Annotated in this window: 18 protein-coding genes and 1 pseudogene; 12 read left to right on the forward strand and 7 right to left on the reverse strand. The window is 36.6% G+C overall.

The window, feature by feature from the left end:
- Window positions 1-202 precede the first annotated feature (202 nt).
- The gene (locus RUH95_RS16395; RefSeq protein ID WP_313893975.1) at window positions 203-1,252 is read right to left on the reverse strand and encodes an ABC transporter substrate-binding protein; all 1,050 of its coding nucleotides are present in this window, start codon (window positions 1,250-1,252) and stop codon (window positions 203-205) included.
- Between the two features lie 175 nt (window positions 1,253-1,427).
- Entirely contained in the window at window positions 1,428-1,769 is a 342-nt protein-coding gene (locus RUH95_RS16400; RefSeq protein WP_313894018.1) for a DUF2294 domain-containing protein, read from the reverse strand.
- A gap of 346 nt (window positions 1,770-2,115) precedes the next feature.
- Between RUH95_RS16400 and RUH95_RS16405 the strand changes: the two genes are divergently transcribed.
- Complete coding sequence (locus tag RUH95_RS16405; RefSeq protein WP_313893976.1) at window positions 2,116-4,089, forward strand: methyl-accepting chemotaxis protein; 1,974 nt, start codon at window positions 2,116-2,118, stop codon at window positions 4,087-4,089.
- 55 nt (window positions 4,090-4,144) lie between these two features.
- On the opposite strand, the gene RUH95_RS16410 is transcribed toward RUH95_RS16405, so the two are convergent.
- The 4 genes and pseudogenes from RUH95_RS16410 to RUH95_RS16425 all read right to left on the reverse strand — a co-directional run bounded on the left by RUH95_RS16410 (window position 4,145) and on the right by RUH95_RS16425 (window position 9,494).
- On the reverse strand, window positions 4,145-6,187 hold the full coding sequence (locus RUH95_RS16410) for a Na+/H+ antiporter (protein WP_313893977.1): 2,043 nt from the start codon (window positions 6,185-6,187) through the stop codon (window positions 4,145-4,147).
- 45 nt (window positions 6,188-6,232) lie between these two features.
- A pseudogene (locus RUH95_RS16415) lies at window positions 6,233-7,168 on the reverse strand (MBL fold metallo-hydrolase).
- A gap of 173 nt (window positions 7,169-7,341) precedes the next feature.
- Window positions 7,342-8,394 carry a calcium/proton exchanger gene (cax, locus tag RUH95_RS16420; RefSeq protein ID WP_313893978.1) on the reverse strand — a complete coding sequence of 351 codons (1,053 nt, stop codon included), beginning with the start codon at window positions 8,392-8,394 and terminating at the stop codon, window positions 7,342-7,344.
- Window positions 8,395-8,558: 164 nt separating this feature from the next.
- The gene (locus RUH95_RS16425) at window positions 8,559-9,494 is read right to left on the reverse strand and encodes an HD-GYP domain-containing protein (protein ID WP_313893979.1); all 936 of its coding nucleotides are present in this window, start codon (window positions 9,492-9,494) and stop codon (window positions 8,559-8,561) included.
- Window positions 9,495-9,635: 141 nt separating this feature from the next.
- Here RUH95_RS16425 and RUH95_RS16430 point away from each other — a divergent pair, with 141 nt between their 5' ends.
- The 7 genes from RUH95_RS16430 (at window position 9,636) to RUH95_RS16460 (ending at window position 16,794) form a co-directional block, all read left to right on the forward strand.
- Window positions 9,636-9,938: a YunC family protein gene (locus RUH95_RS16430; RefSeq protein ID WP_313893980.1), complete on the forward strand. Its 303-nt coding sequence runs from the start codon at window positions 9,636-9,638 to the stop codon at window positions 9,936-9,938.
- An 87-nt stretch (window positions 9,939-10,025) separates the two neighbouring features.
- Window positions 10,026-10,394: a hypothetical protein gene (locus RUH95_RS16435; RefSeq protein ID WP_313893981.1), complete on the forward strand. Its 369-nt coding sequence runs from the start codon at window positions 10,026-10,028 to the stop codon at window positions 10,392-10,394.
- Window positions 10,395-10,555: 161 nt separating this feature from the next.
- The gene (locus RUH95_RS16440) at window positions 10,556-11,239 is read left to right on the forward strand and encodes a hypothetical protein (RefSeq protein WP_313893982.1); all 684 of its coding nucleotides are present in this window, start codon (window positions 10,556-10,558) and stop codon (window positions 11,237-11,239) included.
- A gap of 485 nt (window positions 11,240-11,724) precedes the next feature.
- The gene (locus tag RUH95_RS16445) at window positions 11,725-11,946 is read left to right on the forward strand and encodes a small, acid-soluble spore protein tlp (protein WP_313893983.1); all 222 of its coding nucleotides are present in this window, start codon (window positions 11,725-11,727) and stop codon (window positions 11,944-11,946) included.
- A gap of 789 nt (window positions 11,947-12,735) precedes the next feature.
- Window positions 12,736-13,221, forward strand: coding sequence for a MarR family winged helix-turn-helix transcriptional regulator (locus tag RUH95_RS16450; RefSeq protein ID WP_313893984.1), 486 nt, complete (start codon window positions 12,736-12,738; stop codon window positions 13,219-13,221).
- On the forward strand, window positions 13,214-14,938 hold the full coding sequence (locus tag RUH95_RS16455; RefSeq protein WP_313893985.1) for an ABC transporter ATP-binding protein: 1,725 nt from the start codon (window positions 13,214-13,216) through the stop codon (window positions 14,936-14,938). The genes RUH95_RS16450 and RUH95_RS16455 overlap by 8 nt, the downstream gene beginning before the upstream one ends.
- Entirely contained in the window at window positions 14,935-16,794 is a 1,860-nt protein-coding gene (locus tag RUH95_RS16460) for an ABC transporter ATP-binding protein (RefSeq protein ID WP_313893986.1), read from the forward strand. The genes RUH95_RS16455 and RUH95_RS16460 overlap by 4 nt, the downstream gene beginning before the upstream one ends.
- A 58-nt stretch (window positions 16,795-16,852) precedes the next feature.
- Here RUH95_RS16460 and RUH95_RS16465 read toward each other — a convergent pair whose 3' ends face one another.
- Window positions 16,853-17,548, reverse strand: a complete 696-nt coding sequence (locus tag RUH95_RS16465; protein WP_313893987.1) for a YqjF family protein — start codon at window positions 17,546-17,548, stop codon at window positions 16,853-16,855.
- A gap of 813 nt (window positions 17,549-18,361) precedes the next feature.
- On the opposite strand from RUH95_RS16465, the gene qoxA reads away from it, so the two are divergent.
- The 4 genes from qoxA (at window position 18,362) to qoxD (ending at window position 22,163) form a co-directional block, all read left to right on the forward strand.
- Window positions 18,362-19,273, forward strand: a complete 912-nt coding sequence (gene qoxA / locus RUH95_RS16470; RefSeq protein ID WP_313894019.1) for a cytochrome aa3 quinol oxidase subunit II — start codon at window positions 18,362-18,364, stop codon at window positions 19,271-19,273.
- A 63-nt stretch (window positions 19,274-19,336) separates the two neighbouring features.
- Window positions 19,337-21,286, forward strand: a complete 1,950-nt coding sequence (qoxB, locus tag RUH95_RS16475; protein WP_313893988.1) for a cytochrome aa3 quinol oxidase subunit I — start codon at window positions 19,337-19,339, stop codon at window positions 21,284-21,286.
- Window positions 21,283-21,879 carry a cytochrome aa3 quinol oxidase subunit III gene (gene qoxC / locus RUH95_RS16480; RefSeq protein WP_313893989.1) on the forward strand — a complete coding sequence of 199 codons (597 nt, stop codon included), beginning with the start codon at window positions 21,283-21,285 and terminating at the stop codon, window positions 21,877-21,879. Before qoxB ends, qoxC begins: the two co-directional genes overlap by 4 nt.
- Window positions 21,880-21,881: 2 nt before the next feature.
- Window positions 21,882-22,163 (forward strand): cytochrome aa3 quinol oxidase subunit IV, encoded by a 282-nt coding sequence (gene qoxD, locus RUH95_RS16485; RefSeq protein ID WP_313893990.1) that lies wholly within the window; start codon window positions 21,882-21,884, stop codon window positions 22,161-22,163.
- The last annotated feature ends 27 nt before the right edge of the window (window positions 22,164-22,190 follow it).

The raw sequence follows: 22,190 nt of genomic DNA on the forward strand, positions 1-22,190 counted from the left end.
ACACCTCTTCTTTAGCTAATTAGAAAGTATAAGCTTTCATACTTAGTAGTTGTCTAGCTTCAGCGCCCAGCCCCTCGGGTCAAATGTGAAAAATCTACGGTGGCTGGAAAGCTACCTCCTCGCTTTTCCCCATTTTGCTCCTGCGGATACTCGTCGAAGAAGAACGTGCCTACCGGGGCTGACATAGGCGCTTACGCTTTTCTTACTGAACTAATTCTCTATTCCATCGGTCAATCCAAGTTTTTGATTGTTCATTTACATACTTCATATCTAGTGTATTTAAGCTTTTAATAAGTTCTTCACCATAAGTCATATTTACTGCTTCTTCCTCCGTTAAAACAACTTCCGTATTAACTGGAGAATCCACTTTCTCTTTTGCGGATTTTTCTTGTACTTCTTTACTCAACATATAGTTAACGAATTCTTGTGCTAGATCTTTTTGATCACTATCTTTTACAACGTTTACCGTATTCATTACTGCATATCCACCTTCAGATGGCGTAACAAATTTTGCATTCGGCACCGCTTCTTGTAAACTTGCGAAGTACATACCCATAATTGGTCCAGCTACTATTTCGCCTTGCGAGAACATATTAACGAATTCAGAAGTTTGTCCATATTCTTTCACTACATTTGGCATTACTTTTTTCATCTCATTAAATGCTTTATCCTCATCAAATTCTTTAATTCCAGTAATTTTAGAAGCAGCATCTAAAAACATAGGTCCTGTCGTAGATGTGATGCTCGGAATTGTAATTTTGTTTTTCAAATCTTTATCCCATAAGTTTTCCCATGAAGTAATGGGTTGTTTCACTTCATCCGCATTATAAGCAATTCCGAACTGAGCAATTGTATAAGCAGGTCCGTATCCTTCACCGACTGGAGCTTTTGCTACATCATATATTTTCTCTAGGTTCGGTATTTTGCTACTATCAAGTTTTTCAAACAAATCTTCTGTAACACCTTGTTGTGCGTAGTAATCAGACAAGAAAATGATATCTACATCCGTATTACCTTGACGAACTTTATTTAAACGATCTGCATTGTTTCCTGTATCCAAAACGATTTTAACATTATGCTCTTTTTCAAAAGGCTCATAAATATTGGCACGGAAGAAGTCCTCCGAGAATCCCCAAGTTGAAACGATCAGTTCCGCTTTCTTATTTCCTTTCGTCTCTTCTTTCGAAGAACAAGCTGCAAGAACTAACATTAATATAGATAGTACTAAAAAACTCTTCATAACTTTTTTCATTAATAAAACCTCCATTTTTAAAATTAGTTTGTGCTAAAAAATGAAAAAAAGACAATCTCAAATAGACCATACATGTCTACCTAAGATCATCTTTTCTTTGTAAACAAAGATAAATGCATCCCGATGGTTATATTTTTTGGCGTTCCTCCAGATAGATCCGAAAAAAATCCAAAAGCTACTCTTTTATAACAATATTGGTAAATGCCAGTTGCGTAGGAGAATCATAATCTCTCAGCACAGCTTCAATTTGCCAACTCATTTCTTCTTCTAATTTTTGCTTCAACTTCTTTTTAAACAAAAGAGACATATGAAAATCGACCTCCAGCTTTAAGCTAGGAACTTCACCCTCTAAAGCAGTAGATCTAGGAGCACGTCGATGTTTGGCTTGAAACGTAATCACATTATTCTCCATCGTCACCTTTAATAACGAAGTACCAAATCCAAAAAGTTCCTTCGACACATCATTGTAGATATGTGAAATTTTTTTCTTCGTTTCATTAACGTCTAATGAATTGATTAGAGTCACCACCAATCTCATTTATAATTCAAGATTATACATACTATTTATCATTTTCACAACACATTATTCGGATTTAGGTCTTAAAAATTTTTTATTCCCATAAAATAACCATGACTTAGAACAATATCCGAACTATCATATATAATACTCGACTTCACTTGCAAGTTACCTACACGCGACTTTTCACAAAATAGACACAAAATACCTATGTCATATTAATCAAATTAAATGTAAAATAATCATTATTCATATTATAGGTACAAAGATGCTTATTTTAGGATAATTTTTTAATTAAATTGGACCGTTTTACTTTTACTTACAATTAGAAATGGGGGGTTTCTACATGAAGAAAAGATTTATGCTATTCAAAAGTTTAAAAGGAAAACTAATATCATCTTTTTCATTAATGTTAATCATTCCATCGATAATTATTGGAACTCTTTCTTATACAACCGCCAAAGAGGCTGTTAGTACGGAAATAATTTCTGGAATTGAGCAAAACATTAACTTGTTAAGTTCTACCATCGACAACACGATCACGACTAAAATGTACGACGTTAACATTTTAGCGGAAAAAGTAACATCGAGTCAGTATATGAGCGAGAGTAGCCCTGACGTACGAAAACAATTTGTTCAATACAGCTTACTACATCCGGAATCAGAAGCCGTTTATTTAGGTACAAACACCGGATTATTCATATTAGAACCGGCAGCACCTCTACCAGACGGATATGATCCGAGAGAAAGAGACTGGTACAAAGATGCGATTGCTCAAAAAGGAAAAGCAATTATTTCTGATCCGTACGTTTCCGCATCCACAAAAAATATCGTTGTAACTATTTCTCAAACGACTAAAGACGGATCTGGCGTTATTGCTATTGATATTGCCTTAAATCATATTCAACAACTTGTAAACCAAGTAAAAATCGGAGATACAGGCTATGCTCTTCTTCTGGATGGACAAAAGAACTTTCTAGCCCACCCTACTGCTGAAATCGGAAGTGCAGCAGATGGTTTCTACGATAAAATGTATAAGCAAAGCAATGGAGAATTTGGATATTCCATAGATGGACAAGATAAAATAATGGATTTTATAACAAATGAATTAACCGGTTGGAAAATAGGAGCAAATGTATTTGTTTCTGAAATCAATGAAGCTGCTGCTCCTATTTTACAAAAAACGATTATTGTTATCTTAGTTGCATTTCTTATAGGTAGTGCGGCCATTTTCTTCATCATCAAGTCTATTATTCAACCGATTAAAATGCTACAGGAAAAAGCAATTACGATTAGTAATGGCGATTTGACACAGCAGATTACTATACAGTCTGACGATGAAATCGGACATTTAGGTCAAGCATTCAACGATATGCAGCAAAATCTGCGGAATTTAATCCAAAAAGTAGAACAGAATGCAGAATTAGTAGCTTCTTCTTCTGAACAATTATCTGCAAGCGCAGAGCAAACAAGCAGCGCTACAGAGATGGTAGCGACTTCAATTCAAGAAGTAGCTAGAAGTGCAGAAAAACAAACAGATGCTGTTGATACAAATGCTCAATCTTTGGCCGAAGTATCGAAAGGTGTATCTCGAATTGCGGAACATTCTTTAAAAGTATCAGAGCTAACATATGAAACGACTACGCAAGCAGAGATAGGCGGACAAGCAGTTACAAATACCGTGAACCAAATGACGTCGATCCACGCTTCTGTTATTGAATCTAACACGAAAATAAACTCTTTGTCGGAACGCTCAAAAGAAGTACGTTCTATTTTAAATGTTATTACAGGAATAGCAGAGCAAACAAATCTACTTGCTTTAAACGCAGCTATAGAAGCTGCTAGAGCTGGAGAGCATGGCAAAGGATTTGCAGTCGTTGCTGATGAAGTAAGAAAACTAGCCGAGCAATCGCAACAATCTGCTAAAGAAATTCATGAAATTGTTATTGGAATTCAAGAAGATACAGAAAGCTCCGTCCAAATCATGGAACAAGTAACGAACGATGTACAATCTGGAGTAGAAATTTCAAATGAGGCAATTGATAAATTTAATCTAATCGTCCAAAGCATGAAAGCAATTACTCCTCAAATGGAAGAAGTTTCTGCCACTGCACAACAAGTGTCGGCAGCTATTCAAGAAACTACCGTTTCTGCAAATGATATAGCTATTATAGCCCAAGGAAATGCGGCAACATCGGAGGAAGTAGCTGCTTCTGCCGAAGAACAATTAGCGTCTATGGAAGAAATCTCCTCCTCTGCTCAAGCACTTTCCTTTATGGCAGATGAATTAAAAGAATTACTATCTCAGTTTAAATACTAAAAGCTAAAGGTACCGACTTCTAAAAACTAAGAAGGCGGTACCTTTAATCCTGTGTTTATGAATGAGAATGAACACTATTTTCTTCCATCCAATAGGCTTCTCTGATATTAATCTGCTTACGAATTTTCCGCGTTACTTCTAATGTAATTTCTCCACTTTCAAATAAGCTTTGTATTTCATCACGTTCTACTTGAAAAGCCTTGTCCTGTAATTCTCTTTGTAGTTGAGAATAATTTGCTTTACCTCTACTTTTATCTGAAATTTTGAACTTCATAATCATTTCATTATATTCACCAATGATCAGCAAACAAATCTCTTCATTCTCTGGGGTCATTTGATCCTTCAAATACTGTATAGCTACTTCTGCCATCTCAATTTTCAGTTGAATTATCTTTTTATTTTTTGTGCGTATATTTTTGATTCGTTTCTGGTTTTTAGGTGAAAAAAGATGGAAAAGATTGTGCACACTTCTTTTTGCTATAGTCCAAATGAACAAACCCCTATATTGCATTCGATTTGTTACCGCCACTTTCATACGATGAATATGTTCTTCCAATAAATAAATAATATCACGGTCGACCTGTCCAGCGTCTTTCAGTTTCCTTATATAACTGCCTTCCTCATCAAGTGCATTTATCCTAATGTTCATTTCTAATAATTTCAAACGACTCGTGTCTATCTCACTCAGTTGATGCAATCGATTTCGGATTTGATTATAGGACGTAATGACAGACACCGCTGCTTCTCGGTTGTCATCATTCATCAGTTCACGTATGGAACCAATCGCAGCATCAATCGATCGTACTAAAGCAATTCTTTCCATTTCCTCTTTTAGCCCTTCCGTATTTCCTTTTTCTGATTCTGCAAGTAACGGCAACAGAATACTCGCTAATACTAATGTAACTAGGATAACCCCTGCAGCAATAAAGATGATTAACGATCGTTCAGGAAATGGATTTCCATTCGCTAAAAAATATGGAATAGTAAAAGCTCCAGCTAATGTAACTGCACCTCTTACTCCTGATATTGTCGTAATACTAATAAATCTCAAAGTTGGCTTCGGAAGTTGCAGCTTTTTAAGCAACCAGCCACTCCACCAAACCGCATAAATCCAAACGAAGCGAAGAATTAAAAGTGCAGCTGTAATAATTAGTATGAACTTAGTTACTTCATAATTATTAAACATTGGACTTTCAAAAATTTCACTCATGACGCTTGGAATTTGGAGCCCTAACAATACAAACACTAAGCCATTCAAAATATAAATTAGTACAGACCATGTACTTTTAGAAACGACCTGTAACTGCATCGAGGGAGATTGTTCGCGATCTCGATAAATAGCATGAACAATTCCTGCTGCTACTACTGATAAAATTCCGGAAAGATGAAAATGCTCCACTATGTAAAAAATTACGAATGGAGTTAAAATCTGAATAAGCATATGAAGTGTTACATCTTCCATGCCAAGTCGTCGAATAAATATCTTCAATCGAATAATAATATAAGCAAGAACTGCACCACCTACAAATCCACCAATAGCAATAACTAGAAAGCTCCAGCTTGCTTCTGCCAATGAAAAAACTCCTGTTACAGTTTCAGCTACCGCAAACTTAAATGCAACTAAACCAGAGGCATCGTTCATAAGCCCTTCCCCTTCAAGGACATGCATAATCGTCTTCGGCATCTTCACTCGGCTAGAAATAGCTCCCACAGCAACAACATCTGTCGGAGAAAGAATCGCTGCTAAAGCAAAAGCGGCAGATAGAGGCACGGACGGTATAAGCCAATGAATTAAGTAACCTACAGCAAATACAGTAATAAATACAAGGCCAAGAGCAAGGAATAATATAGGTTTTCGTAGTTTCCATAGCGCATGCCTCGAAACGTTTTTCCCATCATGAAATAGTAATGGAGCAATAAATAAAACAAAAAACAATTCTGGCTCCATAGGTACGTGAATTCCTAATGGTAACCACGCAAGTAAAATACCCAGTCCTATTTGAATAAGCGGCACCGGTATGTATGGTACAAAGTGATTGATAAAATTGGAGAGCCCTATAATTCCAAGTAACATAAGTATGATTAAAAATAGCTCCATCCCGTGTCTCCTCTCCATTCTTCCTAATCCCGAATAAGCATCCTATTATTTCTTTAAATAATCCATCATTCCCATTGCACTAACTTCTATGTCTAATTCAATTACTTCATATATTGGATGATTATCTGAGATATTTTTTTCTAAGATGCTTTCTAACTGCGCCTAGTAATCGCTGAACTAACTCATCCTGCCCTTTTCTTTCGGCATAGACACTTCTCGCTTCCATTACGAAAATATCTAACCAGTTAGCTACTTGTCGAAGTGCTTCATTCGGATTATCAGTCATACCGTAATGTCCAAAGCAAATGAAATCCAACTCTATTTCTTTCATACGCTCAATCGGACTTTGCATTGCTTCTGGGTCAAATTGGTTTGGTAAAGTAGAAGGCAACAATAAATGAACTTCATTACTGATCAATTGTTCATAGCGTACTCCAACTGTGCCGCCCGTAAACATGCCATTACTAATTGGATCATAAATACTAAAATGATGCTTTGCATGTCCTGGGGTATCTAAAAACTCTAATGCGCATGTTGGTCCTATTTTCAAAGTATCCCCCTCATTTTTAATGAGTAATCGATCCTATAGGATAGGAACAATTGGTTCAAATAACTCGGAAAACCTTTCTCCATACACCGCTTTTGCACCAGCTACTAATCTTTCAGGATTTGCTTGATGCCTTGCTCCTTTTGGATGTACAACTACTTTCGCATTTGGACATTCTTTTATAAGAAGACCGCTCCTCCTGCATGATCTAGATGTATATGTGTCACGATTATGTATTTCACTTGATCTAACGAAACTCCTAGTGCTTCCAGTCCTTCTTTCGCATACTTCACAGATGGACTCGGACCAGTTTCTACTATTATAATGTCTTCTTCCTGAATAACATATGTTCCTGTCCGTTCAACCATACCTAGGTCATAGCAATCGATTAAGTGGATTCTTTCATTTAATTGGATAGGATTCTTTGGTTGCATTATGCATTCCTCCGTAGTAACGAATGTAAGATTGCAGGGTATTCCACTAATACACCTCTATTGACTATCTTATCATCCCTAAAATATATAACCAAAATCCAAGTTCTTTTGAACAAATGAAAAAGCCAGCATTCATCTTTCGAATGCTAGCCTTCTTTATTAAACGAAACGTATCAAAGAAGAAAAAAACCTAATCCCATAATTAAATACGCTGCGAAAAGAGTTAATCCTTCAAACCAATTCGATTCGCCATCGTTCGAAAGATTAATAACAAGAAGTGCCGCCGTAATCATCGCAACCAATTCAGGCAGTGTAAAAACGAGTACCATTGGTTCTGACATGAAAAGAGACAAAATAACAAGTATCGGCGTTACAAACATAGCTATTTGCAGCGTCGAACCAACTGCAATCTCCACAGAAATGTCCATTTTATTTTTGACTGCCATCGTAATAGCAGAGACATGCTCTGCAGCATTTCCGACGATTGCGACAATAATGACACCGATAAATAGCTCCGTCCAACCAAATTTATCACCGAGCATTTCAAATGTATGAACTAACTGTTCTGACACAAATGCAACAACTGAAGTTGCCAGTAAAAGTATCCAAATTGATTTACCTTTCGTCCACTCAGGCACCTCTGCTTCGATTTCAGGTTGATCAGAGGAGGCAAATACACCACGATGAGTGACAAGTTTAAAAAATAATCCAGCAAGATACAAGGCAATCAAAACGGTTGAAATACCAAGACTTAAGTATAATGTCTTCTGAGGATTCATCGTCATCGAAAAAATTTCCGGAATAACGAATGCTACAATGATTGCAAAGATTAGTAATCCTGAGTTGTATCTTGCATCATGAACACTAAATTTTTGACGTTTAAATTTGATTCCACCCGCAAAAAACGAAAGCCCAAGTACAAGCAGCAAATTTCCAAGAACAGAACCAGTTAGCGAAGCTAGAACAATACCAACCATCCCAGCCTTCAATGTGAATATGGAAATAATTAGCTCAACTGCATTTCCGAAAGTGGCATTCAACAACCCACCGATTCTTGGTCCACTTACAATGGCAAGACTTTCTGTTGCCCTCCCTATATATCCAGAAAGCCCAATAATACTTGCACAGCAGAGAAAGAACATCCACATATCCGACCAACGAAAAAATGCACCTGCGAGGACTAACGGGACACCTACATAAACAAGAAAGGCAAATAACTTATTCAAACCAACCACCTCTTAGAAAATGAGTTACTCTCCTTATCTTTCCCTTTTTAGAAAATAAGAAACCCCATTCCATTAGAAACTTTCAGCTAATAATTATCTCCCCAAAAAATAAAGGAATAGCAGATGCCTCGAGCTAGCCAATTACATCTACTTTTACCATCTCACTACCATTTAAATTGTTTTTCCTGTAATAGTTTTATAAACTCATCCACTACATGCGGATGAAACTGAGTACCCCGTCCATTTCCAAGTTCCTCTACTGCCTGTTCTATCGTCAATGCCCTCCTATAAACTCGATCAGTCGTCATGGCATCAAAAGAATCAACAACTGAAACAATCGATGCTTCAATTGAAATTTCATCACCCTTTAAACCAAACGGATATCCTTTTCCATCGTATCGTTCATGATGCTGTTCTATTATAAAAGCAGAGTCACGCAACCACTCGATTTCATGATTCCGTATCATTTCAGCACCCTTAGTCGTATGTGCCTTCATAATTTCCCATTCATCAGCGGTAAGTTTTTCTTCTTTATTGAGAATTTCTAAAGGAACTGCCAACTTCCCTATGTCATGGAAGTAAGCACCCCATCGTAACATTCCGGAACGCTCAACAGGTTGCCCCAATCTTTTCCACAATTCAATAGAGTAATCCTTAATCCTAGCGCTATGTAAATAGGTATACCCATCTACTTTTTCTATCTCTTTCGCATCACGCTGTATCACTTCGGTATCATTAAAATTTTCATCGTATATTTCCGTAGTCATTTCTATTAAAATGTCCATTTCATCTTCGACATAAAAGGATAGTAATTGGGAGTACTCAGAAGCATCAATACATTCTCCAGCATTCACTACAAACTTTCGTCCTTCATATTCAACCGCTAACTCTCCATTTAATACCGTATACTTCTCCACAATATCCTTTCCTACTTGACTTGTATAACGCACCCAAAAAAGACTCTTCGATTTTACCGTAAATAAACTATAAGCAATATCCGAAGTCTTCCCAATATACGTATTAATTGCATGACCAACATCATTCCGAAACAAAGAATCTTTATTTTTAATATCTATTATTTGATGAAGTTCTAATGTCATAAATACCTCCAATAAGTACCTATATTAAGGACTATTAACCTAATTTCACTGTATCGCTTATTCTCATTTTTGTCATCATTAAACACGTTTTTTCTACCACTAACATAAAATATGTAGTGAATGAAAGGGGTGATGGATAAAATGATGAATTTGAAGCCTATCTCGATCGAAGGCTATACCTTTTTAGCTATTTCTGTTGAATTACCGAAAACAAATTTACTCGTCGTTACCAATGACAATGGATACATTATGTGTGGTGCACTAGATGTTGCATTGCTCAATGAAAAATTGAAAGACCGTAAAGTGATTGCAGGAAGAGCAGTAGGTGTGAAAACTATTGACCAACTTCTCGATGCACCATTAGAATCAATCACATATGAAGCCGAAGATCGTGGAATTACCAAAGGTATGACTGGTAGAGAAGCACTGTTGAAAATGATTTAACTAATATAGAAGCTTTTAAATTAACTAGTAATAATCTCTCCATTCCATCTATATACTAACTATAGATTCAGTTTGGGGGGCTTTTTTTTGAACAAAGTAGAATTTAAGAAAGACTTTGAGATTGGTTACGACAAAATGGAGTTTTCAGCAAATGATGATCAAACGTTTATTTCTATTGAAAATAAATATTCCGTCCCATCTTCCATGGTATCCCCTACTATCGTCCATATTAAAGGTTCATTATTCGAAGAGCGAAGATGGGGTTGGATATTCACCGATTTAGTAGAAGTTGAATCGGATATTAATGCACCTGTTTCTATTAAGTTGGACAGGTTTGAAATTGACGCAGAAAACTTTAATGAAGAATCTTTTGTCCAGCATTTAATAGAAGAAGCAACTGAAAAGATTAAGGAATCCAACTACAACACAAGCCTTAAAACAATGACAATCATTTAATTACACTCCTTCGACCTAGTGCTACTTATTCAAAAGTTCTTTGCTAATCCTGATTCGGAATGAATTAGTCACCTCAATGGTTAAATGAGAGTATCTTAGCATAAGACCTTTTCAATGTAGATCAGCAGAGAAATAAAAGATAAAGGGAGTGGATTTTTTTAATGAATCCTTATTCAAATGGATTTTTTATTTATCCTCAAGAACCTGCAACTCACTTTTTCCCTAGGAATTGGCATCCGTATCATACTGTACCCACCATGTACTTTTCGAATCAACTACCTAACCCTTGCATAAGCGAAGCTGAGTTTGATTTTATTAGTATGAATCGACTTCTATGGATGGAGCATATCAACTGGACTAGGTTGACGATCACAAGTATCGTATTCAACTTACCCAACTTACCATCTGTTCAAGCACGTCTATTAAAAAATGCTCCTGATTTAGGGAATTCCATCCGACCTTATTACGGTGATCAAATTGCAGATCGGTATACCGAACTCATGATGGAACATTTAGTGCTTGCAGCCGAATTAGTAACGGCTGCTGTAAATGGGGACACAAAAAAAGCAGCAGAAAAGGAGAAAGAATGGTATCGTAATGCAGATAATATTGCACTTTTTTTAAGTAGCATTAATCCTTATTTAGGAATAGAAGAAGTTCGAAAAATGTTCTATGAACACTTGGCATTAACTAAACTTGAAGCAGTATATATGATCCAGAAAAACTATCCCAAGGATATAGAGATGTTTGATAAAATCCAAGCTGAAGCCTTAGCAATGTCCGATATGATAGCAAAAGCCATTGTCATACAATTTCCTTATAAGTTTCAAAAAAATGGAGGTTAGTCATTTAACTATGAAAAATCTGCATTTTTTCCATACTGTATAAACTGCAATAGCTTACATTTCTGTCTAATGTAATTTGTTAAGTTTCTCTTTACTTTCATTTAACTGCTCTTGAAGTGTGGTAATTGGCTCCAAGTTCCCTCTACTTTCGATAGCCATTATGAACCGAACGATCTGCACATTCGATCATATTTTAGGCATTTTCAATGGAATGTTCCGTGGGATTAGTTAAAGCTTGCCCTACAGCCAACGTGACATTATCCACGGAATTGTGTAATTGAGAGATTACATTATCTTCTTTCCAACTCATTTGTGTGTGATCTTCCATAACATCGTTCTCTTTAGTAACTTTTAATAATCAATTCATCTTTACTATGGAAAAACGAAACTATTTGTATACGTTAGAAATATAATCCTCCTATATTTTTTATGGTTTTGGGAACAATATCTCAAGAAAGACTATAAACAATGAAGGAGGACAAATGATGTCTATACACAAACCAGGTCCAAATGATTCTGCTAGTAATAAAAATAGGCTAAAGAAAACAATCAATAATATGGAAGCCGCTGAAGAAGCAATGGAGTTTGCAGAAGGCAAAGAGCTTGCCGCTATCAAGGAGAAAAACGCACGACGTGAAGAAAGCATTGAAGGCTTGCGAGCTGAAATACTCGCAGAAGCTAAATCTCGAATAAACGGGTATTTGTAAAAAAGCTGCTTTATCTTTACTATCTACATTATTAAATCATTCATACATGCAGACATTTTGTATTATCAAAATGTCTGCATTTTTTTAAGTAAGTATATAAAAATATTCCATGAACACAGGGTTTGCAGTACATATAGAAGAAAAGAGAGTATATAGATTGGCGGAGTGAATTTCGTTACAAGCGGACGTGTTCGGCGAGCGTTTCACTACATTCCTCCTGTTTATGAGAGTATATTCATGTTCTTACTACTTAAGCTCTTTTATGTATTTGGAAGAGAAAAAATTCATCTGCACTTCTAGGTAGTAATAGACCGACAATTTTCGAACCAAGTAAATTTGTCATCGATTCCTCCACTTTATAACCAAATGTAGTAGTGTCACTTTCTAAAAAACTACAAAGAGTTGCCAAAATTTTATCTTTGGCGACCATCAAAGAATATAGAAAGAGACTTGCTTCTCCTATCCCCAAAAATATTTAATTACTTAGCAAGAAAGTTTCTGGCGAGCGGAAGTCGAACATTTGCCATACGATGAACGAAGTAAAAGCTTGTTGGAAGCGGCGCATCCACTTCCAACAAGCTTTTAAGATTTTACCGTTCATCGTATAGCTCAATGAAAAGCATGAAGCGATCTAGAAACTGGGTCGCTAAGATGTTTTTGGCTTTAAAGGACCGTGGATTTTTTATGCAATACTTAAACCTTGACACTATTTATAAACAAGAGTAAATTTAACTTACATTTAAGAACTGTTCATAAATGAACTATTCAAAACAGAACGGAGGCATAACAATGAAAGACCATAACCATTTAGAACTTAAATCATCTACATTCCTTCATTCATTTTGGCGAGTTAACAGAAGCATGATGCGATTTGCACATAAAACTGCTTTAGAAAACGATTTATCTATGCCACAATATTCTGTCCTAATGATCATCGCTCCACAAAAAGAAATGACACAAAAACAGCTTGGTGAAATATTACAAATGCCCAAAAGCACCTTAAGTCAAGCTGTCGATGGTCTAGTACAAAGCGAGTGGATTCAACGAAAACCAGTTGAAGACAATCGCCGTGAAATGCACTTAATACTTAGCGAAAAGGGCATTTCATTGTTTAATCAAATAAAATCACACAAAAATAGCATCCACCAAACACTTGAATCTATTATCAGTACGATGGATACAAAAAGATACGAAGAACTACAAGCAACACTTACACATATTGCCGATTTACTAGAAAGTGAAACACATACGAAAGGGTGCAAAAAAAATGATTAAAATATTAAAGCATCTATCTGTATATAAATGGATTGTCCTCGCAATCGTTGGATTAGTTTTCATCCAATCTATGACCGACCTTTATTTGCCAACTCTTATGTCAGATATTATTGATAAAGGTGTAGTACCTGGTGACATTCCTTACATTTGGAAAATCGGTGGATTCATGCTTTTAGTTGCCGCACTCGGCGCAGTTGCATCTATTATTGTTAGTTTTTATTCTTCTAAAGTTGCAATGGGGCTTGGGAGAGATATTCGCCGCAAAGTATTCAATCACGTCGAACAATTTTCTTTACAGGATTTCGATAAGATTGGAACAGCTTCACTTATTACAAGAACAACGAATGATATTAACCAAGTACAACAAGTAGTCATAATGATGCTTCGCATGGTCATCAGTGCCCCATTAATGTTTGCTGGTGGGATTATTATGGCAGTTTCCAAAGATGCTAAATTATCGCTTGTCATCGTTCTTACAATGCCTGTGTTAGTAGCAGCCGTTTTATTAATACTTTACAAAGGTGTACCCCTTTTCAAAACTGTCCAAACACGACTCGATCGCCTAAACCTTGTCATGCGTGAAAACTTAACAGGAATTCGTGTTATTCGTGCTTTCAATCGGGAAAAACAAGAAAAATCGCGTTTGCAAAAAGCAAACAAAGATTTGACCGATGTTTCTATTAAAGTAAACAAAGTTATGGCATTTTTAATGCCAGTAATGATGCTGGTGATGAATATAACCGTCGTATTAATCATTTGGTTTGGTGGAATTCGCATAGATGGTGGAGCTATGCAGATTGGTGATTTGATGGCCTTTATTCAATACGTTATGCAAATTATGTTCGCGCTTGTTATGGCATCTATGATGTTCGTCATGATTCCTAGAGCCGCCGTTTCAGCAAACCGTATTAATGAGGTACTTGATATGAAAGCAAATGTATTAAATGAAGGAACACAAACAGCTACGAAAGAACGTGGAACACTTGAATTTGATAACGTATCTTTTAGCTACCCTGGAGCAGAAGAAGCAGCATTATCAAATATTAGTTTCCGTGCAAAATCAGGAGAAATTACCGCTATCATCGGAGGAACCGGTGCCGGGAAATCAACACTCATCAATTTAATCCCTCGTTTTTATGAAGTGACGAGCGGTGCGATCCGAGTTAACGGAGTCGATATTCGGGACGTTTCACAAGACGAAGTACGCTCGAAAATTGGATTTGTTCCACAAAAAGCATTACTCTTTTCTGGAACAATTAAAGAAAATATTCTTTTCGGAAAACAAGATGCAACAGATGCAGAAATCGAACATGCCGCACGTATAGCACAAGCAGAAGATTTCATCCTCCGAATGAACGATGGATACGATTCAGTCATTGCACAGGGTGGTTCAAATGTATCTGGAGGACAAAAACAACGCCTTTCTATTGCAAGAGCACTCATCCGAAAACCAGACGTTTATATTTTCGATGATAGTTTTTCAGCACTAGATTTCAAAACAGATGCGCAGCTTCGAGCAGCATTGAAAGATGAAACGAAAAATGCAACGACAGTTATTGTTGCTCAGCGTGTAAGTACAGTAGTCGATGCTGATCAAATCATCGTGCTTGAAAAAGGTGAAATCGCAGGAATTGGTACACATAAAGAACTTCTTGAAAATAACCCTGTGTATCGCGAAATCGTCGAATCACAGCTCTCAGAGGAGGAAATCGCATGAGTGAGCAAAAAAAATCGCAACCTCAAGGCGGCGGAATGGGTCCTGGCGGAGGAAATATGATGATGATGACGGGACAGAAGGCGAAAAACTTTAAAGGAACATTAAAACGTCTTCTTTCTTACTTAAAACCGCGTCGTACTTCATTAATCGCAGTATTTATCGCTGCTATTTTAAGTACCGTATTTTCCATTGTAGGACCAAAAGTTATGGGTAACGCTATTACAGAACTATTTGAAGGTGCGTATGGTAAGTTTACAGGAGTTCCAGGTGCAGCAATTGATTTCGATGCAATTGGCAGACTTTTGCTGCTCCTAGCAGGCTTATATGTTGTCAGTAGCTTGTTTAGCTATATTCAACAATATATTATGTCGAGTGTCGCTCAAAAAACGGTGTATGATTTACGAGAAGACATCAATCAAAAACTAGAAAAACTACCACTCAAATATTATGACGGGCGTCCAAACGGTGAAACATTAAGCCGCGTAACGAATGATATTGATACAATCGGAAGCACGCTCCAACAAAGTTTGACACAATTTATCACTTCCGTTGTCACGATAATCGGTATTATCATTATGATGCTTACAATAAGTCCGATTTTAACGCTAATCTCTATTATTAGCTTACCATTATCAATATTTGTCATTCGACCAGTTTTAAAAAGATCACAAAAACATTTTGCCGATCAACAACGCACTTTAGGTCAATTAAATGGACATATCGAGGAAATGTATACAGGACATGAAGTTGTAAAAGTATTTGGTCATGAGAAAAAGGCGATTGCCCAGTTCGATGAAGTAAATGAAGAATTGTATGAAGCTGGTCGTAAAGCTCAATTTATCTCGGGTATCATTATGCCGATGATGTCTTTAATCGGGAATTTAAGCTATGTCCTAATAAGTGTTGTCGGTGGTATATTAGTGACACAACGAGCTATTTCGATAGGTGATATCCAAGCCTTTATTACGTATACTCGCCAATTTACACAACCAGTTATGCAAACGGCAAACATTGCGAACATCGTGCAGTCAACCGTTGCTGCTGCTGAACGTGTCTTTGAATTACTCGATGAAGAGGAAGAAGTAAAAGAAGTAACTGTCGAAAGCTTAACTGCCCCAAAAGGAGCTGTTACATTCGAACATGTTGACTTTGGCTATGGAGATGAACTCTTAATAGAAGACATGAATATCGACGTGTTGCCTGGTCAAACAGTTGCAATTGTTGGACCAACTGGGGCCGGTAAAACGACGCTCATTAATTTATTGATGAGATTTTATGAATTAAACAATGGGAAAATAACAATCGACGGACATGATACGAACCAAATTTCTCGCACTGATCTACGCACAACGTTTGGCATGGTGCTTCAAGAAACATGGCTCTTTAATGGGACGATTAAAGACAATATCGCTTTTGGTAAAGATGGAGCTTCCGACGAAGAGATTTTCGCCGCCGCTAAAACTGCCCGTGCAGACCATTTTATCCGTACATTGCCAGATGGCTACAATACTGTATTAAACGAAGAAGCATCTAATATTTCACAGGGACAAAAACAGCTTTTAACAATTGCACGAGCTGTTCTTGCAAATCCACCTATTATGATTTTAGATGAAGCTACTTCTAGTGTGGATACACGTACAGAATTGCTTATTCAACAAGCGATGAAACGCTTAATGGAAGGACGAACAAGCTTTGTCATTGCACATCGCCTATCAACTATCCGAGATGCCGATTTAATCTTGGTGATGGATCAAGGGAAAGTAATAGAACAAGGAACTCATCACGAGCTATTAAAAGATAACGGCTTCTACGCTGATCTTTACAATAGCCAGTTCTCCAATACAACAGCTATTTAATTAAAAAAGGTATCAGCCTTGAAACAATTTCTAATTGTGACATTGCTTGATACCTTTTTTATTTTTCTATAACTGGTAAAAAAAAATGGGCTTTTTTCCATTTTGAATAACGAGCAATCGGATGACCTATAAGAAAATCTCTCTTTATAAAAGAAGCCATTGTATTTTCATTAATTGTTCCGGTGACTTTTTGCAAGACCCATGGTGAATGACTTATATCTATTCGAAATAAACGACCTTTCGCTTTCGTCCATAAATGATAACGTTCCGTCAGCCACCCTTCGAACTGATCACTTTCAATCAGATCGGACTTTGGTTCAAACATAGTAATAAGTGTTTCAGTAAATATTTCTCTTCCTATATATTTACTCAGCATTGTAAATGTATTCTCTTCTCTTATTAAGTCCATCTTTGCCTGACGATAAGGTAGAAAGTCACCAAGAGTAGTCACTTTCACAATTAAAGGGTTACTAGCATCTAAGCTAAAGAAATGGACACCTACCTTCCCTTTAAAGGTGACATATGTACGAACATTAAGTTGTAAAAATGAACTTACCCCAGGTACTGGCGGAGTAAATCTTGTACGATTCCCTTTCACTTTGAAAAATACTAAACTAATCCACGCCATATCATTGTAAAGATCGAGTTCTAACTCTAAAGGGACATGTTCACGCACAGCATTCGGAAGAACCGGCCAATGTAAAAATAATACATCATGCCACTCCTGTGTCATTACCCAAGGTCTTTTGTACAATTTAATCCCTCTTCCTTTAACATACTAATACTTATTGTTTCCTAAAGCAGGTATATTCAAACAAAACTGGTATACCATTGTGCTACAGTTTCCGACTCGTTTCAGGCTTCACACTAGGCTATACAATGAACGCGGAAAATTTAAAAGAGTGTTGGAAGTGGCTTCGCCCCTTCCAACACTCTTTTTGTTCGGTCATCGTATGGCAAATGCTCACCTTCAACTTCCACGCCAAGTAGTTAAATGCTTTTGGCAATAGGAGAAGCAAGGTGTATTCTAACTCATTTGAAGCCGCCAAAGATGCAATTTTGGCAGCTCTTGTGTTTTTTACAAAGAGATTCGATTCGTTGCTTACTGTTTAAAAATAGAGAAATAAGTACTTCATAAAAATACTAGAAAGAATATGATTACATTCTTCTAAACTAGCTGTGTGGAGTGGAATCCATTTTATCCACTCATTTACCTTTTACCACTTAAAATACCCCTAAACTCAGTATTCTTCGTACATTTTCATATACTTTCTTATTCTTTTAAGAAATACGGAAGCACCCTTTACTTCTAATACTATTACACAAATTATTATGTTGGGTTTAAATGAATATTTACCCATTATAGTGTCAATTCATTGACGTTCATTACAATTTGGTGAACTAATAGTGAACTAAATAAGGCAACAAGATGAACGTTGTGTGAAGCCGACTATCTAGCTATTGTTTTATAAAAAGTTCGTAATAAGATAATAGGTGCTAGCCAAATACAAATGACTATGTGCTTGCTTACCAAGCTTAATTAATTGAAAGGGGTACAACTATGAAGATGAAATTGAAAGCATCTTTTCTTTTAATGGTTTTCACTATACTAACTGTGCTAACAGGTTGTGAACCATTACTAGTTTTAGATCCGAAAGGACCTCAGGCAAAAACACAAGCAGATGACATCATGTTATCTATTTGGACAATGGGCATAATTGTCGTTGTTGTGTTTGCCATTTTAATATTTGTGTTAATTAAGTACCGTGCTTCAAAACAAAGTGAAGATTACGAACCTCCTCATATAGAAGGAAGTCCACTTGTAGAAGCAATTTGTATAGGAATTCCGGTAATAATCGTAATTTTCCTTTCTATTGTTTCAGTCAAAAGTAACTATGAAGTAGAAACAATTCCAGCAGGATACGAAGACCAGGAACCATTAATTATCTACGCTTCTTCTTCCAACTGGAAATGGCATTTTAGTTATCCAGAACAAGATATTGAGACTGTGAACTACTTGTATATTCCAGCAGGACGTGCCATTGAATTTAAACTATATTCTTATGGACCGATTACAAGTTTTTGGATTCCACAACTTGGAGGACAAAAATATGCAATGTCTGATATGGTCACTACTTTACACTTAGCAGCAGATTCCCCAGGAGAGTTCATGGGAAGAAATGCAAACTTCAGTGGTTCAGGATTCGCTGAAAATATATTTGACGTTACAGCAATGTCTTCAGCCAAATTTGATGAATGGGTAACGGAAGTACATGACACTGCCAAACCTCTAACAGAAGAGAAGTTTGAAGAATTGTTAGAACCAGGACATCTCGGACGTTCGACATATACTGGAACACATTTAGAATTCTCACCTGCACCTGATCATAACCACGGTTCTACCGAAACAGAACAATCAGAACATGATAATCATGAAATGAATAATTCAGATGAGGATTCAAATCACACTCAACACTGATAACACATTTACAAATATAACTAGAGTGACAAGCAATATATTCCCGAAAGGAGTTACAAAAGTATGGATTTCTTCCAACGCTTTGCTGTACCACATCCAAGCTTTTTAATATACGGAGCAATGGTTAGTATTGCTCTAACAATGATTGCCCTCGTCATCGGTATCACGTACTTTAAGAAATGGGGATACCTTTGGCGTGAATGGATCACTACAGTAGATCATAAACGAATTGGTATTATGTATTTAGTCATTGCCCTTCTTATGCTATTCCGCGGAGGAGTGGATGCAGTAATGATGCGTTATCAGCTATCAATGCCTGATAACACATTTCTAGATTCACAGCATTATAATGAAGTTTTCACAACACACGGAATCGTAATGATTCTATTTATGGCTATGCCATTCATCACCTTCTTCTTTAACTATCTTATTCCGTTACAAATCGGGGCTCGTGATGTAGCATTCCCTCGTTTAAATGCATTAAGTTTTTGGTTATTCTTTATGGGTATGGGATTATTCAATATCTCATTCATAGTTGGTGGATCACCTGATGCAGGTTGGACCTCTTATTTCCCACTTGCAGGAAATGAATTTAGTTCATCAGTAGGTACGAACTATTACATGATAGCTATTCAAATAGCTGGTATGGGGACATTAATATCTGGTATTAACTTTATAACGACTGTTCTTAAAATGAGAGCACCTGGTATGAAGTTAATGAAAATGCCAATGTTCACATGGTCTGCATTTATCGCGAACGTAATCGTTGTTTTTGCTTTCCCTGTATTAACAGTACTTCTTGCTATGGGGACAATGGATCGATTATTTGGAACTAACTTCTTTACAACCGTCAATGGTGGTATGGATATGCTATGGGCTAACTTGTTCTGGGTTTGGGGACACCCTGAGGTATATATCCTAATCTTACCGGCATTCGGTCTTTACAGTGAAATAATCTCTACCTTTGCACGTCGTAATCTTTATGGCTATAAGTCAATGGTTGCTTCTATGGTAGTCATTTCAGTATTTTCATTTTTAGTTTGGGCTCACCATTTCTTCACAATGGGTCAAGGTCCATTATCTAATAGTATTTTTTCTATCACAACAATGGCGATAGCAGTTCCAACCGGAGTTAAAATATTTAACTGGTTATTCACGCTTTGGAAAGGCAAAATTGTATTCACAACGCCAATGCTATACTCTATGCTCTTCATTCCATTGTTCACATTAGGTGGAGTTACTGGAGTTATGCTTGCAATGTCGGCTGCAGATTACCAATATCATAATACGATGTTCTTAGTTGCTCACTTCCATAACGTAATTATTCCTGGAGTAGTTTACGCTATGATTGCAGGACTGACTTTCTATTGGCCAAAAATGTTTGGCTTCATGTTAAATGAGAGAATTGGCAAATGGACAGCATGGTTGATGTCAGTTGGGTTCGTGTTAGCCTTTATTCCAATGTATATTACTGGATTAGATGGTCAGGCACGGCGTATGTACACATATTCTGAGTCTACTGGCTTTAGTTTATTGAATATGGTTTCATTTATCGGTGCAGGAATTATGGCAATTAGTTTTGCTTTACTTGTTTACAATATTTACTATAGTATTCGTTATGCTTCAAGAGATATTGGCAATGACCCATGGGATGCACGTTCGCTTGAATGGGCAACTCATACTCCAGTACCTGAATATAACTTTGCAATTCTTCCACAAGCTACATCAACACAACCGTTTTGGGATGCAAAGAAAAATGGTCATGAAATATTTAATGGTAAAATAGAAAAAATTCATATGCCGAATAATAGTGGCTGGCCATTTATTATGAGTTGTATCTTCTTTGTTTTTGGATTTGCAATGGTATTTAGCATATGGCCTCTTGCCATCGTCTCATTAATCGGTGTTTTAGGTTGTATGGTTTATCGTTCGTTTGAGAAGGATCATGGTCGATATATCTCAGTTGAAGAAATTGAAGCAACTGAAGCAAAATTGCGAGGTGCTAAAAAATGAAGGTAGATAACTCGCTTCCGCTTGAATATAGTACGGAAGAAAATAACTTAAAAATCTTAGGTTTTTGGATTTTCCTTGGTGCTGAAATAATGCTTTTTGCAACACTGTTTGCAGCGTATTTCACATTAGAAAATCGTATTGGCAATGGACCATCTGGCGCAGAAATTTTTGAAATTACTCCTGTATTAGTTGAAACATTTCTACTATTAAGTAGTAGTTTTACTATCGGTCTTGCGATACATGCTATGCGTTTAGGTAAGAAAAAAGCTATGATGACTTTCTTTTCAATTACCCTACTACTTGGAGCTGGATTCTTAGGGTTTGAAATATATGAATTCATTCACTATGTTCATGTAGGTGCAACACTACAAACTAGTGCATTTACTGCTGCACTATTAACTACACTTGGGACACACGGACTTCACGTAACACTTGGTTTATTTTGGGGATTATTTATCCTAATGCAAATTAAAAAACGTGGATTAACACCTGAAACAGCTAATAAATCATTTATTTTCTCTCTTTATTGGCATTTCTTAGATATCGTGTGGATTTTCATCTTTAGCTTCATTTACTTGAAAGGAATGATGTAATTATGAAAGAATTATTCCCGCTTAAACAAGTAATGGGCTTTGTATTTTCCCTAGTTCTTACTGCAGTGGCACTTCTAGTTTACTTTACTGATATGCCATTTGCAGTTGGTATGACTATTCTTCTCATAACTGCATTCATACAAGCTGGTCTTCAGCTAATTGTGTTCATGCATGCTGGTGAAACGAATGATAAAAACTCCATCTATACAAACGTATACTACGGTTTACTTATTGCGTTAATTACCGTTTTCGGTACACTATTGATATTAGTTTGGGATATGTAAATAAAAAGTATTGAAGAGAGTGTCTTT

The organism is Psychrobacillus sp. (assembly GCF_032154225.1).
In the GTDB taxonomy this organism is placed as follows: Bacteria; Bacillota; Bacilli; order Bacillales_A; family Planococcaceae; genus Psychrobacillus.